Raw genomic sequence first — 14,750 nt, 5'->3', positions numbered from 1 at the left:
ACAGATAGCTCCATACGAGTCATTATGTCGATAGGAGTGGACAGATCGCTATATGGCCTTCATGTCACTCTTGTGACGCCATTTACGTCGCGCCAATCGCAGCGATAGTATAAATTATCGATATGTCGATACAAATGGAAATGATGTAATGTAGAGACGGAATGCTCGCGAGGTTGAGAGGCAAATTTGTTCGGGAGGAGAAATGAATAATAGGCGCTTCATATGGACTTTATATAAGTAATATACGTCAATCGAAGTCGGATAGCCTCTCAAAAATTGCAATCAACCATGGAAAATTGCCACGATGTCCATATGATTTACATGAAATAAAGCCAACCATAGCCTAGAACTACGTTGCGTCATATTCGATAAAATCTCTGTTGATTCAGGAATATCGCTCGATATACACAAATTGTCATGAATTTGTTACATAACATGCTTAGAGCCCGTGAGGCTAGGTGAGCATCAGAAGCCCTAGCGGCACTGTCCAGGGAGACGGCATCCTCATGAAGATCATCACTCTCGCGAGCGCCCTCGCGCTGCTCGCTACCGGCGCGGCCTTCAACGGCGCCGCTGCCCAGGCACTGGTCAAGGTCGACGGGTCGTCCACGGTATTCCCCGTGACCGAAGCCATGGCGGAGGAATTCCAGAAGGCGAACAAGGATATCAAGGTGACGGTCGGCATCTCCGGTACCGGCGGCGGCTTCAAGAAGTTCTGCCGCGGAGAGATCGACATCTCTGACGCCTCGCGCCCCATCACCTCCGCCGAGCAGAAGGCCTGCAAGGAAGCCGGCATCGAGTATATCGAATTGCCGGTCGCCCTTGATGCGCTCACGGTCATCGTCCACCCGTCCAACACCTGGGCGAGCGAGATGACGGTTGCGGATCTGAAGAAGATCTGGGAGCCCGAGGCCCAGGGCAAGATCACCAACTGGAAGCAGGTCCGCGACAGCTACCCGGATCGGCCGCTGGTGCTCTACGGCGCGGGCGTCGACTCAGGCACTTACGACTATTTCACCGCCGCCATCGTCGGCAAGGAGCATTCCAGCCGCGGCGACTTCACCGCATCGGAGGATGACAACGTGCTGGTCCAGGGCGTGGCGGGCGATCCCAACGCCCTCGGCTTTTTCGGCCTTGCTTACTATGAAGAGAACACCGGCAAGCTGAAGGCGGTGAAGATCAAGGTCGATGACGCCGCGCCCGCCGTGGAGCCGTCGGTCGAGAACGCCCGCACCGGCAAGTACCAGCCTCTGTCGCGGCCGATCTTCATCTACGTGAACAAGAAGGCGGCCGAAACCCGTCCGGAGGTGGCGAAGTTCGTTGAGTTCTACCAGGACCCGAAGCACGCGGTCGAGCTGGTCAAGGAAGTCGGCTATGTGCCGCTGCCCGAGGCCGCCCTGAAGGTGTTCCAGGAGCGCTTCAAGAAGCGTGAGATCGGCACCGGCTTCACCGGGTCCAAGGTCGGCGTCTCCGTCGAGGATCTCGTCAAGGAAAAGCTCGTCTACTGACAGGTGATCTTGAGGGACCTGAGGGAGGTGCTCCGGCGCCTCCCTCCATTCAGGTGAGGGTTGGACGTGGTCGCACCGGTGTCTCCAGACTCAAGAACAGGCCGGTTGCGCCTGACGGTTTCTCCGGTCTTCCTGGCGCGACGCCGGGTGGTGGACCGCATCATGCGCGTTGTCCTGTTTCTCAGTGCCGCACTCTCTGTCCTGGTCACGGCGGGCATCGTCTACGTCCTCCTGTCCGAAAGCCTGAAATTCTTCGCACAGGTGTCGATCATCTCCTTCCTGACCGACACACAATGGACGCCGGTGTTTCAGGACAAGCACTTCGGCATCATGACTCTGGTATCCGGTACTTTGGTGAGTTCGCTCATCGCCCTGCTCGTCGCGATTCCAGCCGGTACCGTGCTCGCAATCTATCTGTCGGAGTTCGCGCGGCCACAGGTGCGCGAGACCATCAAGCCGTTTCTGGAGCTTATCGCAGGCGTGCCCACTGTGGCATTCGGCTATTTCGCTCTTTTGTTCCTCACGCCCATCTTCCAGATCTTCATTCCCGGGCTGGCGGGCTTCAACCTGCTCGTGCCGGGCATCGTCATGGGCATCATGATCCTGCCCTACATCGTTTCCGTGAGCGAGGACGCCATGCGCGCGGTCCCTGCGGAACTGAGGGAGGGGGCCTATGCGCTGGGCTTCACGCGGCTCCAGACGGCGACGCGGGTGGTGATCCCCGGCGCCTTCTCCGGGGTGACGGCGGCCTACATCCTCGGCATGTCGCGGGCGGTGGGCGAGACCATGGTGGTGGCCATTGCTGCGGGCCAGCAGGCGAAGCTCGCCCTGAACCCTCTGGAGGGCGCAGCCACGATCACCTCCTATATCGTCCAGATCAGCCTCGGCGACGTGCCACATGGCTCCATCGCTTATCTCACCATCTTCGCGGCGGGCATGACGCTGTTCCTCATGACTTTCGCCTTCAACATTCTCGCCTTCTGGCTCCGCCAGAAATACCGTGAAGTCTATTGAGGGGATGGCCGTGAAGCCGCTCGCCGCTCAACCCTCCCGCCGCCTCTCCGACGCGGAAATCGTCGCTCGGGCGCATCGGTCCGACCGCAATTTCGCGATCCTGGGCCTCAGCGTGCTCGTCATTTCCATGATCGTTCTGCTGTCGCTCATCGTGGACTTCATGGTGGACGGGCTTGGCCGCATTGATCTTGATTTCCTGACGAGCTTCCCCTCCCGACGCGCTTCGGAGGCCGGCATTCTGTCCGCCTGGGTCGGCACCACGCTGGTGATGCTGGTGACGACGGCGCTGGCGGTGCCGCTCGGCGTCGCAGCAGGCCTCTATCTTGAGGAATATGCGCCGCGGAACTGGATCACCCATCTCATCGAAATCAATGTGACCAATCTCGCGGGCGTGCCCTCCATCATCTATGGGCTGCTCGCCCTCGGCCTGTTCGTGCAGAGCTTCGCCATGGGCCAGACGATTCTAGTTGCGGGCATCACGCTGGCGCTTCTCATCCTGCCCATCATCATAGTCGCCACACGCGAGGCGGTGCGCTCCATCCCGCTCGAGATCCGCGAGGGCGCCTATGCGCTTGGCGCCGACAAATGGCAGACGGTGAGCGGCTACATCCTGCCCACCGCGCGTCCCGGCATCCTCACGGGTGCCATCGTCGGTATGTCACGGGCCATCGGCGAGACCGCGCCCATCATCACCATCGGCGCGCTCACCTTCATCGCCTTCCTGCCGCCTTCACCGGTCCAGGACACCTTTCCGTTCATCAATTTCAACTGGCTCAACTCGCCGTTCACGGTGATGCCGATCCAGATGTTCAACTGGGTTTCACGTCCCCAGGCGGCGTTCCACGTGAACGCAGCAGCAACCGGTCTCATTCTGCTGCTTATGACGCTGCTGATGAATGCGATCGCCATCTGGCTGCGCTACAAGATCCGCCGGAGCATGCGCTGATGCTGCAGCCCGGCCTTTCGGAGAACGAGATGACCGCCGTGACCCCAGCATTGGACGCCGTGGCCAGCAAGGAGCCCGCCCCCCTGCGCGCTTCTGTTCGCAACCTCAATTTCTTCTACGGCGACAACCAGGCGCTCAAGGGGGTGGAGCTTCCGATCGTCGAGGGTAAGGTCACCGCCCTCATTGGGCCGTCGGGATGTGGAAAGTCCACGCTCCTGCGCTGCTTCAACCGCATGCATGACCTATATCCGGGCAACCGGTATCAGGGCGAGATCATCCTCTATCCGGAGGGGATCAACATCGTGGCGCCGGAAGTAGATCCAATGCTCGCGCGTTTGCGCATCGGCATGGTGTTCCAGAAGCCCAACCCGTTTCCGAAATCGGTCTATGAGAATGTGGCATCCGGCCTCCACATCCGGGGCATCCGGAATCGCTCCGAAGTGGATGGGCGCGTGGAAGCCGCGCTACGCCAAGCCGCCCTATGGGACGAGGTGAAGGACCGCCTCCAGGAATCCGCCTATGGATTGTCGGGCGGCCAGCAGCAGCGCCTGTGCATCGCCCGCACCCTCGCCCCAGATCCGGAGCTCATCCTGCTCGACGAACCCACTTCGGCCCTCGACCCCATCGCCACGGCGAAGATCGAGGAACTGATGGACGAGTTGCGGGGCGCCTACACCATCGTGATCGTCACCCACAACATGCAGCAGGCGGCGCGCATCTCGGATTTCACCGCCTTCATGCATCTCGGCCACATGGTGGAATACGACGTGGCCAGCCTGATCTTCACCAACCCAACCGAGGAGCGCACGCGCTCCTATATCACCGGCCGGTTCGGCTGAGGCGTTCGGCTCGGTGGGAGGCGGCGGGAAGTTCGCTCGTGGACTTGGCATTCGGGCGCTTCAGCGACGGCAGTAGATTCGGCCTCACGTCTCAGCCACGATCTTCCCGATGTCGGTGATGTCATATCCGCCGATGCTCTTGAACTCGTTCTGGAACCGCTCCGAGCGCAGGATCTTGAGCATCGTCGCGACCTCCGGTGTGTCGAGATGCTCTTTACGGACCACAAGGTCGTAGCGTTCCCTCTTCAGTGGGACGAAGTCCACATTATCTACTTGGCGGGCGACCTTTTCCATCCCCACCGCCACGTCGGCGTCGCCACGGCCCACTGCGCTCGCCACGGCGAGATGGGATTGGTTCTCGCTATCGTAGCCCTTAATCCGGCTGGCGTAGAGATCGAGGAGCTTCAGGTTCTCGTCGAGCAGCACCCGCGATCCCGCCCCCTTCTCGCGGTTGATCATGGTGATGTCGTCGCGGGCGAAGTCCTGCCATGTTCGGATGGCCTTCGGGTTGCCTTTGGCGACGTAGAGGCCCTGCATGCGGTAGGTGACGTTGACCACCGCGCAGCGCACGCCAGGCAGTAAGGCACGGACATAGGGCACGTTGTAGTCGTCGCCGGCGCTGTCCCACAGATGTGCGCTCGCGACGGAGACCTTGCCGTAATAGAGCGAGACGAGGCTGTCGTAGCTGCCGATATAGGCCCTGAGCGCCATGACGCCGTGCATGCGCATGAAGTTGGACAGGATGTCGAGGATGAGGTCCTGGCCGCAGATGATGAAGCCGTCCCCGGCCCGACGCTCCGCCTTCAGGTCAAAATACCGGTTCTCGTCGAATGCCGGGCGGCCTGCCAGCTCGGGCGCGCGCGCGGCCCTGCCGGAGCGCTCGATATAGTCGCGCACGTTCGCCTCGGTGAAGCGGATCTTACGGCCGACCTTGTAGAAGCCGATCCCGCCTGCCTTGATCAGAGCATAAATGCCGCTCCGGCTGACGTGCAGCCGCTCGGCCACATCTTCGACAGTCAGGGCGTTAGGCGTATCCATGGAATGTCCGGCATCTCAATTCATCTAATTTCATATCATTTGGCATATAGCTCGGCCTTCGGCCAGCCGTCCTGACCATTCTATCTTTACAAAACAACATCTATTCGCCACGCTCGGCTCATTAAACCAGCAATATACCCGTCAAATCGTTTGTTTTCGTATCAATTCATATCATTTCATACCATGATGGCGGCTCCGTCCGAACGATCATGGCCGGAGGCTCATCCATGTCCCAGCAGTCCATTCCACTGTCGTCCGAGCGTGCCAACACACGGGACGAGCGGGGGTCCAACCCTGGCCCCCCGCCGGTGCCGGCCTTCGCCGGGGGCGCCCTCATCGGCATGCTCGGCGGTCTCATCGGGCTTGGTGGCGCAGAGTTCCGCCTGCCGCTGCTGATCGGCCCATTCCGCTTCCGGGCGCTCGAAGCGGTCATCCTCAACAAGGCCATGAGCCTGGTCGTCGTCGCTAGCGCGCTGCCGTTCAGGGCGGCGACGGTGCCCTTCAGCGCGATCGCGACCAACTGGCCGATCATCCTCAACCTATTGGCGGGTAGCCTCGTTGGCGCCTGGTTCGGCGCCGGCTGGGCCACCCGGCTCAGCTCCCGCACCCTCTACCGGGTCTTGGCAGTCCTGCTGGTGCTGATCGCCGTCGCCCTCCTGTTCGGACACGGATCGACCGCAGCGTCCGCGCTGCTTTCGGGACCCTGGCTGATCGTGGCCGGCGTCATTGCGGGATTCGCCATTGGCGTGGTCGCCTCGCTGATGGGCGTGGCCGGCGGTGAGCTGCTGATTCCGACGCTGGTGCTTCTCTTCGGCGCGGACATCAAGCTCGCCGGCAGCCTGTCGCTGGCGGTGAGCCTGCCCACCATGATCGTCGGCTTCACCCGCTACAGCCGCGACAACGCCTTCGCCACCGTCGCGCAGAACAAGGTGTTCGTGGCCGTGATGGCGGTGGGCTCCATCGTGGGCGCCTTCATCGGCGGGCACCTCCTTGGGCTTGTGCCCGAGCAGGTCTTGCTTCCCATCCTGGCGCTGATCCTCGTCGTGTCATCGGTGAAAGTGTGGCGCCACGGATGAGGGTGCGGTCTCGGCCGGCGCCAGAACGCCGGCCGATGGTGCCCGCCGTCAGGCCGGATACTCCTTCGACTTGAAGGTCAGGTGCCGCACGCCTTCCGGCGCGTCGGCGATCTTGCGGATGTTGCCCCACGTCTGCTTGTAGTTGGGGATGATGTCCTCGTTGACCCCCGCGGACACCACATTGCCCTGCACGCCGGTCGGGAAGCCGAACAGCATGAAAGTCTCCTTCCGCTTCGCCGTGGGGGTGGGATAGGCCATGGCCTGGGTGGAGCCGTTCTCGTTGTAGACCTCCACGAGATCGCCGCTCTTGAGGCCAAGCTCGCCCATGTCCTGCGGGTTCATCTCGATGAAGGGATAGGGCCAGCGATCCATGACCAGCTCATTCTCCACGTCAAGATAGGCGCTCTGCCAGACGAGGTTCGCCCGCCCGTTATTGATGAGGAAGGCGAACTTGTCCTTCTCCGCCTGTTTGCCGGGGGCCTGGAGGCCGCGCCACCGGGTTTCGGCGAACACCGCCTTGCCGTCCGGCTTGTTGAACTTGCCATCGGCGAACAGCCGCTTGGTGCCGACGATCTTGCCGTCTGCGAAGGCCGTGGCGGGCTCCTGGAAGCCGTTAGTGCCCATGGTCCGCAGGCGATCGTAGGTGACGAACGCGCCGCCCTTTTCGTTCTTGGCGTAGCCGTCCATGAAGGCGTCTTCCTCGCTCTTCCAGTCGAAGCCCTTGAACTTGTCCGCCACCTCCGTTTTGCCCATGGCGCGCAGCACCCGCTCCATGTGATTGGCGATCCGCGCGGCGATGAGGCAATCGGGCATGGCCTGGCCCGGCGGGTCCATGTAGCGCTCGGTAAGGCGCATGCGCCGCTCGCCGTTCATGGAGGTGAGGTTCATCTCGCCGGATGTCGCGGCGGGCAGCATCACATGGGCGGCCTCGCCGATATGGGTCGGCACGATGTCCACGTCGACGCTGAACAGCCCACCCTTGCGGATGGCGCCCAAGATGGCGGCCACCATGGCATCGCGGTCGCCGTAGGGCACGCTGGCCATGGCGTCCTTCACGAGGTCCGTGCGCATCTTGTAGGCGCGCTTGAAAGCCATGGCGTTGAGCGTGGTCTTGTAGTGGTCGCAGCCCCAGATGTGGTGCACGCCGCCCTTGCCCTCGATCAGCAGCTTGTCCACATAGGCTGCGGGCCGGCCCACATGGGCGTCGGACGGGCGGCAATAACCCTCCTGGTGGCCGCCCATGCGCACGCAGCCGCCGCCCGGACGGCCGATATTGCCGGTAGCGAGGGCGAGATTCACCAGCGCCTGGTTGGTGCGGTAGTTGTCATTGCCCCAGATGAGGCCCTTCTCATAGGCGAACATGGTCCGCCGACGTGCCCCGCCGGCCTTGGGCTCGCCGATCCAGGTGACCGCCTTGACGATGTCCGCCTCGCTGAGGCCGGTGGCGCGAGCGGCTTCCGCCACGCTCACCTTGTTGGCCGCCAGGGCCTTGTCGAAGTCCTTCGTGGAGGCCGCGATGAAACCCTTGTCGATCCACCCCTTCTCCGCCGCGTAGGTGAGCCAGGCGTTGAACAGGATCAGGTCGGTGCCGGAATTGAGGGCGAGATGGAGCACGTTCTCCTTGCCCGCCTCCACCTCGCTGGCATTCACGGTGACGGTGCGGCGCGGATCGACGATGACGATGCGCGCCTTGGCCACCGGCTCGCTGCCGAACTCCGCCTTCTTCTTGTCGAGGGAGGTTCCGCGCAGGTTGGGCACCCAGTGGTTCAGGAAATAGTTGGTCTGGGTTTCCAGCGCGTTCGTGCCCACCGCTACGAGGGTGTCGGCGAGCTCCGCGTCCTCGTAGCAATTGTTGAGCTCGCCCACCCCCATGTCGCGCGAGCCGTGGACCTCCGAATTGTAGGCCGGGCGATTGTGGATGCGGATGTTCTTTACCTTCATGGCGCCGAAATAGAGCTTTCCGGTGCCCCAGGTGTTCTCGTATCCGCCGCCCGCGCCGCCGTGGTCGAAGGCGGACACGAACAGGCCGTCCTCGCCCTGCTCAGCGATCACCGCTGCGGTGACGCGGGCGACGAGGTCGAGGGCGTCGTCCCAGCTCGTGGGCTGGAGCTGTCCGTAGCGCCAGACCTGGGGATCGGTGAGGCGCTGGAGCTGGGTGTTGCGCTGGCGCGAATAGCTCATCTCGGCGATCCGCGCGCCGCGCACGGAGCCGAGGCCGGAATTCACCACGCACGCCTTGTCGGGCTTGATGACGATGTGCACGTCTCGCCCGTTCTGCCTGACGATGTTGTACATGGACGGCGCATACCAGGCTGCGGTCTCTGCCGGCTGTTGCCTGGAGAGATCGACGCCGAAGGCGTTCTCGCCCGGCGCCGTGCCGCCCTCGTATCGGGCGTCCCAACTATAGGCCTTGTAGCCGCAGCCGACGATGCAATAGTGGCAGACGACGTTGTGGACGGTCGCATTGGCGGGAATGATGGGCAATTGGCCGATCTGGCGCTTGTAAGCCATGGTGTCCTCCCTCAGAGCACGTTGGAGAGGCGGCCGTAGAGCAGCTCATCCACGCCTTCGGCATAGATGTCGCCCTTCGCGTCCACACGCAGCGCGTATTGCGGCAGGTTCTGCGTCGCCTGGCCCCAGATCTGCTGGCCGCCTTTCTCGCAATCGAAGCGGGAATAATGGCCGGGGCAGTTCAGCGTCTTGTCCGTCGTGCTGTAAGAAAGGGGAAATCCCTTGTGCGGGCAGACGGTGGTGAAGCCGACGATGTCGCCGTCGGGTCCGGCGCCTCCGGCCACGCGTGTCCCGAGCTTCAGAAGGACGCCGGGCGCGTCGTCATCGGGATAGGCCACGTCCAGCGGCTCATTAACTTTCAGGTCCTTCACATTGGCGAGGCGGTTCGCTGGATATCTCACCAACGCGACCGCAGGGGCCGCCTTGGCTTGGGCCGGCAGAACGGAGGCGACGGCGGCGCCTGCGGTCGCAAGGCCGGCGCCGGTCAGGAAGCTGCGGCGGCCGGCATCGACGAGGCTGGGACATCTTTTCATGAAAGCTCCTCCCAGAGCGTATTGGTCCTTTCGGACGCAAGACGTCCTGCAGAAGCTGCGCCATGCGGAGCTGAGTAGAGAATTCAATGATTTAACGAGCGAGATGAGGCGAGCACGTCCGCCGTCCCGAACATGCTGCGGCGCCGTCTGTCCGGAAACCCGAACGCGCCGTCAGCCGTCGCTACCCAAACCGAGGCGGCGCATCTTCTCCCACAGGGTGGTGCGCCCAACGCCGAGGAGCCGGGCGGCGGCGGAGAGTTCGCCCGCGGTCGCGGACAGCGCCCGGAGGATGTGACGCTTCTCCGCCTCCTGGCGCGCGGATTCCAGTGAGCCGATCCGTAGGCCGGCGTCAGCGCCTTCGCGAACGATCTCGGGAAAGAGATCCCCGGGCATCAGCCAGGGGCCCAAGGCAAGAGCGACCGCACGCTCCATCCGGTTCCGCAGCTCCCGCACATTCCCGGGCCAAGGATGCTGCATCGCGGCCTCCTCGGCGAGGGCGCTGATCCCTTTCAGGTTGGTCTCGGTGTCCGCGCTATATTCCGTAAAGAAGCGCTCCATGAGCCATGGGATGTCATCGGGGCGCTCCCGCAGAGATGGCAGGCGAATGCTGACCGCGTTGATGCGGTAAAGGAGATCCTCGCGGAATTGTCGCTCGACAACTCGCAGCGCCAGATCGGCGTTGGTGGCCGTCACGATACGGCCGCCGAAGGCGATCTCGCGCTCACCGCCGACCCTCTGAAACGTCTTGCTCTCGATCAGCCGCAGGAGTTTTGCCTGCAACTCCGGACGCAATTCCCCGATCTCGTCGAGAAACAGCGTGCCGTCGCCGGCGCGCTCCACATAGCCGAGATGGCGCTGCGCGGCACCGGTGAACGCGCCTCGCTCGTGGCCGAACAGCTCGCTTTCCATCAAGTCGGCGGGAATGGCGGCGCAGTTGACCGCGATAAACGGCGCGGTCGCGTGCCGCGATTGCGCATGGATGAAGCGGGCGGCTACATCCTTACCTGTCCCTGTCTCCCCCGTGATGAGCAGATTGGAGGACAGGCGAGCCATCCTGCACAACAGAGCCTCCACCTGCCGGATGGCGGGTGAGACGCCCAACGTGCCGCCTTCCGTGGTTCCATGCGGCATCAGCAAGTCGGTGAGCCGCGCCAGGAAGTCCTCCATCTCGAAGGGCTTGGTGACGTAGTCCGCCGCGCCGGACCGCATCAGGCGCACCGCTTGGTCGATGTCGCCATGGCCGGTCACGAACAGGAAAGGCGGCGTCCGAGGCACGTGCGCCGCTTCCCGGAACACAGCCTCCCCATCGAGATCCGGAAGGCGGATGTCGCATACGATAGCCTCGAAGCGAATCTTCCGGATATCCGCCACCGCTGCGCAGCCGGTCCGCCACCAATGCACCCTCATTCCCTCCAGGCCGAGCCGCTGCGCGAGGCTCTCGCCCATGATGGGATCGTCCTCCACGAGGCCGATGACGGGAGGCTCATGCGACATGGGCGAGCTCCATTGGGGCGATGAAAGGGAAGAGAAGACGGATCCGCGTTCCCCCCGTTTCAGGCCGCTCGACCTCGGCCGAGGCACCGAGGTCGTCCAGGATGCGCCGGGTGGTCCACAAGCCGAGGCCGCCGCCCCAGGGTGGGCCACCCGTTTCCCCGCCAGCCGCAAGAAGGCACCCCGCAGGCTCGGGCAGGCCGCTGCCTCGATCCGACACGATTACATGCAGGGCCGTCGGCGTGAGCGACGCATCCACCGCCACTTCGCTTCCCGGCGGGGCGGCGGAAACCGCATTCAGCAGCAGGTTCAGCACGGCCTGGCGCACCGGGGTGCTGGGCAGAGGAAGCAACACGTCGACGGGACCGGAGAACCTCAGATCGACACCCTTCCGGCGCGCCGCGGGGGCAATCAGTAGCTGCAGGTCCTCGAAATCGGCCATGGCGAGGGGTCGCGGCGCCTGCTCCGGCCGATACAAAGCGAGGGTGGTGCGCACCACGTCGCGGATACCGACGAGGCCTCGTTCGAGAAGGCCGAGGGACGATTTTCGGACCGCCGCATGGTGTCCATGGGTCTTCAGCGTCGCCAGCGCGTTAAAAAGGCCGCCCAGCGGGTTGTTGATCTCGTGGGCGAGCGCCGAGGTGAGCCGCCCGAGGCTGCCGAGCCGATGCTCGTCCGCCAATTGTCGGGCTAGGTCCTCCCGCTCGTACATGGACCGGACCAGCGCATTGTAGGCTAGGAACAGGCGGGCGAATTCAGCGCCGTTGCGCGCGACCGCCTCCGGGGGAACGGGCGTCGCCCGCCCTTCGCTCGCAGCGCCCAGATAGCGCGAGAGCGTGCGCACCGGCGCCATCATGCGGGCGACGAGCAACCAGCCGGCCACGGCGAGCAGCAGCGTGACCATCCCGTTCGTGGCCGCGAGCGCGAGGACGACGTCGCGCCGCTCCAAAGCCAGATGGCTGGTGTCGAAAGTGGCGTGGATGATTCCGACGATGCGTCCAGGATAGGAAAGCACGCGCGTCGCGGTGGCGGATCTGGCGCCCGCCTCGAATCTGAAATCCCGGCCGGTTGCGAGCGGAGCGAGATCGGACGGGAGACGCACCCCAATGGGGAAGCGACGGGGATCGGACGCCGCGATCACGAGGCCCTCCGCGTCGGTGATCACGGCGCTCAACGGATGCAGGCTCTTGTTGAGGGCCTGTGCCCGCATGATGGCGTCATAAACTTCCCAGACATCGTCTCTTAGGATCGCGGGTGCGACCGCGGAGGAGAGGCTGTCCAGATAGGTCTGCGCCAAGGCGCGCAACTGGCGCTCCTGCGTCTCCCCCAGCCGGCTCAGCACGCGCTCGGAGAGTGCAAGCCCCACCAGCACCATGAGCGCCGCAACCGCTAGGGGCACCTTGAGGGTGACGGGCCACTGGCGGGGGTCAAGGCGCGCGATCATGGGCGTCACCCGGTGCCCGCGACGAGCGCCGCCTTTGCGGCGATGGGGTCGAAGAGGCTCGCCTCCTGCGGCGCGAAACCATCGAGCCGCAGCATGGCGAGCACCGCCTTGCCATCCTCGTCCTCGTTCATGCGCGCAAGCGCCTCCGTCAGCGCGGCGAGCGCCTGCGGGTCTGGCGGATGGCGCGGGGCAGCGATGGGCGGGAAGCCGAGCCATTCGGACCGGCGCAGGATGGCGACGCGCGACGTCAGCTCCGGCTCGATCTCCCGCATAACGTCCAGGACGTAGCCGTCCACGGAACCGGATTGGGCGAGGCCCGAGGCCACGGCACGGATCACGTTGCGATGGCCGTAGGTGAAGAAGGTGCGGGCGAAGAAGGACGGGGGCTTCAGGCCGTGCTCCGCGAGAAGCGCGCGGGTGACGAGGAAGCCGGAATTGGAATCGGGGTCCGAGAAGGCGTGGATATCGCCCTTGAGGTCCTGGAAGTCCCGTGCGTCACGGTCCCGGTCGACGATGAGGCAGGACTGATAGAGCGGCTGCCCGCGCCACAGCGGAACCGCGACCAGCTGGAGCGCGTCACGATGGGCGACGAACGGATAGCCGCAGATCCACGCGGCATCGAGCTGACCCGAGACCAGCAGCGCGGTGATCTCCTGATAGGTCCGCCGGCTGACGAGTTCGACCGGTAAGCCGGTGGCCCGCCGCAGGTAAATCTGAAGCCGGCCGAGCAGTTCGAGGTCGGAGGTCAGGAAGACGGGGGTCAGGCCAAAACGGATGATGCCGGCCGAGGCGCGCGCCAACAGGGGCACGAGCGTCGCGCCGACCATGGAAGCAGCGGCAGCAAGGACCGCCCTGCGGTCGATGCGCGAACCGGCGCCCATTTGCTAGGGCCTCCCGCTTTGTAATTCTTCTTAAATCGAAGAATAACGCGGATGGCCTGAAAGGCAAACGGGCATCCGTGTCGGCGTGAGAAACGACAATTTGCGCAGTGCCCCCGCCAGGAGGCTTGTTCTTCTGCCGTGGAATCAATTGGCGGCGCGAGGGCCACTTTCAAAGAACCCGCGCGGGATCGCGGCCGAAGCCGGCAGCCCGCACGGGCGTCTGACCTGCCTGTCAGGCCAGTGTTTCGATCGCCAGCGCGATGCCCTGGCCGCCGCCGATGCAGAGGGTAACGATGCCACGCTTGAGGCCGTCGCGCCGCATCGAATGGATGAGCCGCGTGGTCAGGATCGCCCCGCTCGCGCCGATGGGATGGCCATGGGCGATGGCCCCGCCTTCAACATTGACGACCTCTTCGGCAAGGCCGAGCTCGCGGGTAACGGCGAGGGCGATCGCCGCGAAGGCCTCGTTGATTTCCACCCGCTCGACCTCCGCGATCGTCCAGCCCGCACGCCCCAGCGCCTGGCGCACGGCTGGTACCGGACCGATGCCGAACATGCCTGGCTCCACCGCGCCGACGCCGAAGGCGACGAGCCGCGCCAGCGGCTCAAGGCCGTTCGCCGCGGCGAAATCGCGTTCGGCGAGGATCATCGCCGCGGCGCCGGTATTGAGACCGGGCGCGTTTCCGGCGGTGATGGTGCCGTCCTTACGGAAGGCCGGCTTCAGCTTGGTGAGGGATTCGATCGTGGTGTCCGGCCGATTGTGCTCGTCGCGAGCGAAGATCTCCGGCCCCTTGCGGCCCTTGATTTCGACACCGACGATCTCGGCATCGAATTTTCCGGCGGCCTGCGCCTGGGAAAAGCGCTGTTGCGAGCGCGCCGCCCAACGGTCCTGATCCTCGCGGGAGACACCACATTTGGTCACGAGGTCTTCGGTGTGCCAACCGGAATGCTCGCCCGAGAAGGCGTCGTTCAAGCCGTCGCGCAGCATGGAATCGTAGATCTGCGCATCGCCCATGCGATAGCCCCAGCGCCCGCCGCTCATGAGGTAGGGCGCGGCGTCCATGTTCTCCATGCCGCCGGCGATCGCCGCATCGGCGAAGCCCAGCCAGATCTCCTGGGCGACCGAGGCAACGGCCTGGGCGCCGGAGCCGCAGACCCGGTTCACAGTCATGGCCGGCACCTCCACCGGTACGCCGCCATGGACGGCCGCCTGGCGGGCGGGGTTCATCTTGTTGCCGGCCTGGACCACATTGCCCATGATGAGGCTCGACAGCTTGGCTGCATCGAGGCCCGAGCGACGGAGCGTCTCGCGCACGACTGTCGCACCCAGCTCGGTCGCGGGGACCGCCTTCAGAGCGCCATTATAAGTGCCGATCGCCGTGCGCACCGGCGCGCAGATGACCACGTCTCGTTTCGTCATGGACTTGGCCTTTCATGGATAACGACAGATCGCATTCGCGCGGGTGCGC

Annotated in this window: 12 protein-coding genes; 5 read left to right on the top strand and 7 right to left on the bottom strand. The window is 64.2% G+C overall.

What is annotated here, in order from left to right:
- Positions 1–506: 506 nt before the first annotated feature.
- From FZ033_RS19035 to pstB, 4 genes are all read left to right on the top strand, one after another.
- Positions 507–1,508: a PstS family phosphate ABC transporter substrate-binding protein gene (locus tag FZ033_RS19035; protein ID WP_012115928.1), complete on the top strand. Its 1,002-nt coding sequence runs from the start codon at positions 507–509 to the stop codon at positions 1,506–1,508.
- A 105-nt stretch (positions 1,509–1,613) separates the two neighbouring features.
- Positions 1,614–2,522, top strand: coding sequence for a phosphate ABC transporter permease subunit PstC (pstC, locus tag FZ033_RS19030; protein WP_041575981.1), 909 nt, complete (start codon positions 1,614–1,616; stop codon positions 2,520–2,522).
- 10 nt (positions 2,523–2,532) lie between these two features.
- Positions 2,533–3,468, top strand: a complete 936-nt coding sequence (gene pstA / locus FZ033_RS19025) for a phosphate ABC transporter permease PstA (RefSeq protein ID WP_012115926.1) — start codon at positions 2,533–2,535, stop codon at positions 3,466–3,468.
- 29 nt (positions 3,469–3,497) lie between these two features.
- Positions 3,498–4,307 carry a phosphate ABC transporter ATP-binding protein PstB gene (gene pstB, locus FZ033_RS19020; RefSeq protein WP_049776177.1) on the top strand — a complete coding sequence of 270 codons (810 nt, stop codon included), beginning with the start codon at positions 3,498–3,500 and terminating at the stop codon, positions 4,305–4,307.
- A gap of 84 nt (positions 4,308–4,391) precedes the next feature.
- Here pstB and FZ033_RS19015 read toward each other — a convergent pair whose 3' ends face one another.
- On the bottom strand, positions 4,392–5,345 hold the full coding sequence (locus FZ033_RS19015) for a substrate-binding domain-containing protein (RefSeq protein WP_149577645.1): 954 nt from the start codon (positions 5,343–5,345) through the stop codon (positions 4,392–4,394).
- Positions 5,346–5,572: 227 nt separating this feature from the next.
- Between FZ033_RS19015 and FZ033_RS19010 the strand changes: the two genes are divergently transcribed.
- Positions 5,573–6,421, top strand: coding sequence for a sulfite exporter TauE/SafE family protein (locus tag FZ033_RS19010; protein WP_149577644.1), 849 nt, complete (start codon positions 5,573–5,575; stop codon positions 6,419–6,421).
- Between the two features lie 48 nt (positions 6,422–6,469).
- Here the strand turns inward: FZ033_RS19010 and FZ033_RS19005 are convergent, their stop codons facing one another.
- The 6 genes from FZ033_RS19005 to FZ033_RS18980 form a co-directional block, all read right to left on the bottom strand.
- A complete protein-coding gene (locus tag FZ033_RS19005; RefSeq protein WP_149577643.1) occupies positions 6,470–8,932 on the bottom strand; it encodes an arsenate reductase (azurin) large subunit in 2,463 nt (820 codons plus the stop codon).
- Between the two features lie 11 nt (positions 8,933–8,943).
- Complete coding sequence (locus tag FZ033_RS19000; RefSeq protein WP_012115921.1) at positions 8,944–9,465, bottom strand: arsenate reductase (azurin) small subunit; 522 nt, start codon at positions 9,463–9,465, stop codon at positions 8,944–8,946.
- A gap of 171 nt (positions 9,466–9,636) precedes the next feature.
- Positions 9,637–10,959 carry a sigma-54-dependent transcriptional regulator gene (locus tag FZ033_RS18995; RefSeq protein ID WP_149577642.1) on the bottom strand — a complete coding sequence of 441 codons (1,323 nt, stop codon included), beginning with the start codon at positions 10,957–10,959 and terminating at the stop codon, positions 9,637–9,639.
- Positions 10,949–12,400, bottom strand: coding sequence for a sensor histidine kinase (locus FZ033_RS18990; protein ID WP_149577641.1), 1,452 nt, complete (start codon positions 12,398–12,400; stop codon positions 10,949–10,951). The genes FZ033_RS18995 and FZ033_RS18990 overlap by 11 nt, the downstream gene beginning before the upstream one ends.
- A gap of 5 nt (positions 12,401–12,405) precedes the next feature.
- Positions 12,406–13,281: a substrate-binding domain-containing protein gene (locus tag FZ033_RS18985; RefSeq protein WP_149577640.1), complete on the bottom strand. Its 876-nt coding sequence runs from the start codon at positions 13,279–13,281 to the stop codon at positions 12,406–12,408.
- 232 nt (positions 13,282–13,513) lie between these two features.
- Complete coding sequence (locus tag FZ033_RS18980; RefSeq protein ID WP_149577639.1) at positions 13,514–14,701, bottom strand: thiolase family protein; 1,188 nt, start codon at positions 14,699–14,701, stop codon at positions 13,514–13,516.
- Positions 14,702–14,750 lie beyond the last annotated feature (49 nt).

This window comes from Xanthobacter oligotrophicus, assembly GCF_008364685.1.
GTDB lineage: Bacteria > Pseudomonadota > Alphaproteobacteria > Rhizobiales > Xanthobacteraceae > Xanthobacter > Xanthobacter oligotrophicus.
The sequence above is the reverse complement of the archived record's forward strand: the minus strand, read 5'-3'. Positions and strand labels throughout refer to the sequence as shown.

What these genes read in the sequence shown, in the direction of transcription:
- FZ033_RS19015 (WP_149577645.1), bottom strand. Translation starts at nt 5,345, where the DNA reads ATGGATACGCCTAACGCCCTGACTGTCGAAGATGTGGCCGAGCGGCTG.
- FZ033_RS18985 (WP_149577640.1), bottom strand. Translation starts at nt 13,281, where the DNA reads ATGGGCGCCGGTTCGCGCATCGACCGCAGGGCGGTCCTTGCTGCCGCT.
- FZ033_RS19035 (WP_012115928.1), top strand. Translation starts at nt 507, where the DNA reads ATGAAGATCATCACTCTCGCGAGCGCCCTCGCGCTGCTCGCTACCGGC.
- pstB (WP_049776177.1), top strand. Translation starts at nt 3,498, where the DNA reads ATGACCGCCGTGACCCCAGCATTGGACGCCGTGGCCAGCAAGGAGCCC.
- FZ033_RS19010 (WP_149577644.1), top strand. Translation starts at nt 5,573, where the DNA reads ATGTCCCAGCAGTCCATTCCACTGTCGTCCGAGCGTGCCAACACACGG.
- FZ033_RS19005 (WP_149577643.1), bottom strand. Translation starts at nt 8,932, where the DNA reads ATGGCTTACAAGCGCCAGATCGGCCAATTGCCCATCATTCCCGCCAAT.
- FZ033_RS18980 (WP_149577639.1), bottom strand. Translation starts at nt 14,701, where the DNA reads ATGACGAAACGAGACGTGGTCATCTGCGCGCCGGTGCGCACGGCGATC.
- FZ033_RS18990 (WP_149577641.1), bottom strand. Translation starts at nt 12,400, where the DNA reads ATGATCGCGCGCCTTGACCCCCGCCAGTGGCCCGTCACCCTCAAGGTG.
- FZ033_RS19000 (WP_012115921.1), bottom strand. Translation starts at nt 9,465, where the DNA reads ATGAAAAGATGTCCCAGCCTCGTCGATGCCGGCCGCCGCAGCTTCCTG.
- FZ033_RS18995 (WP_149577642.1), bottom strand. Translation starts at nt 10,959, where the DNA reads ATGTCGCATGAGCCTCCCGTCATCGGCCTCGTGGAGGACGATCCCATC.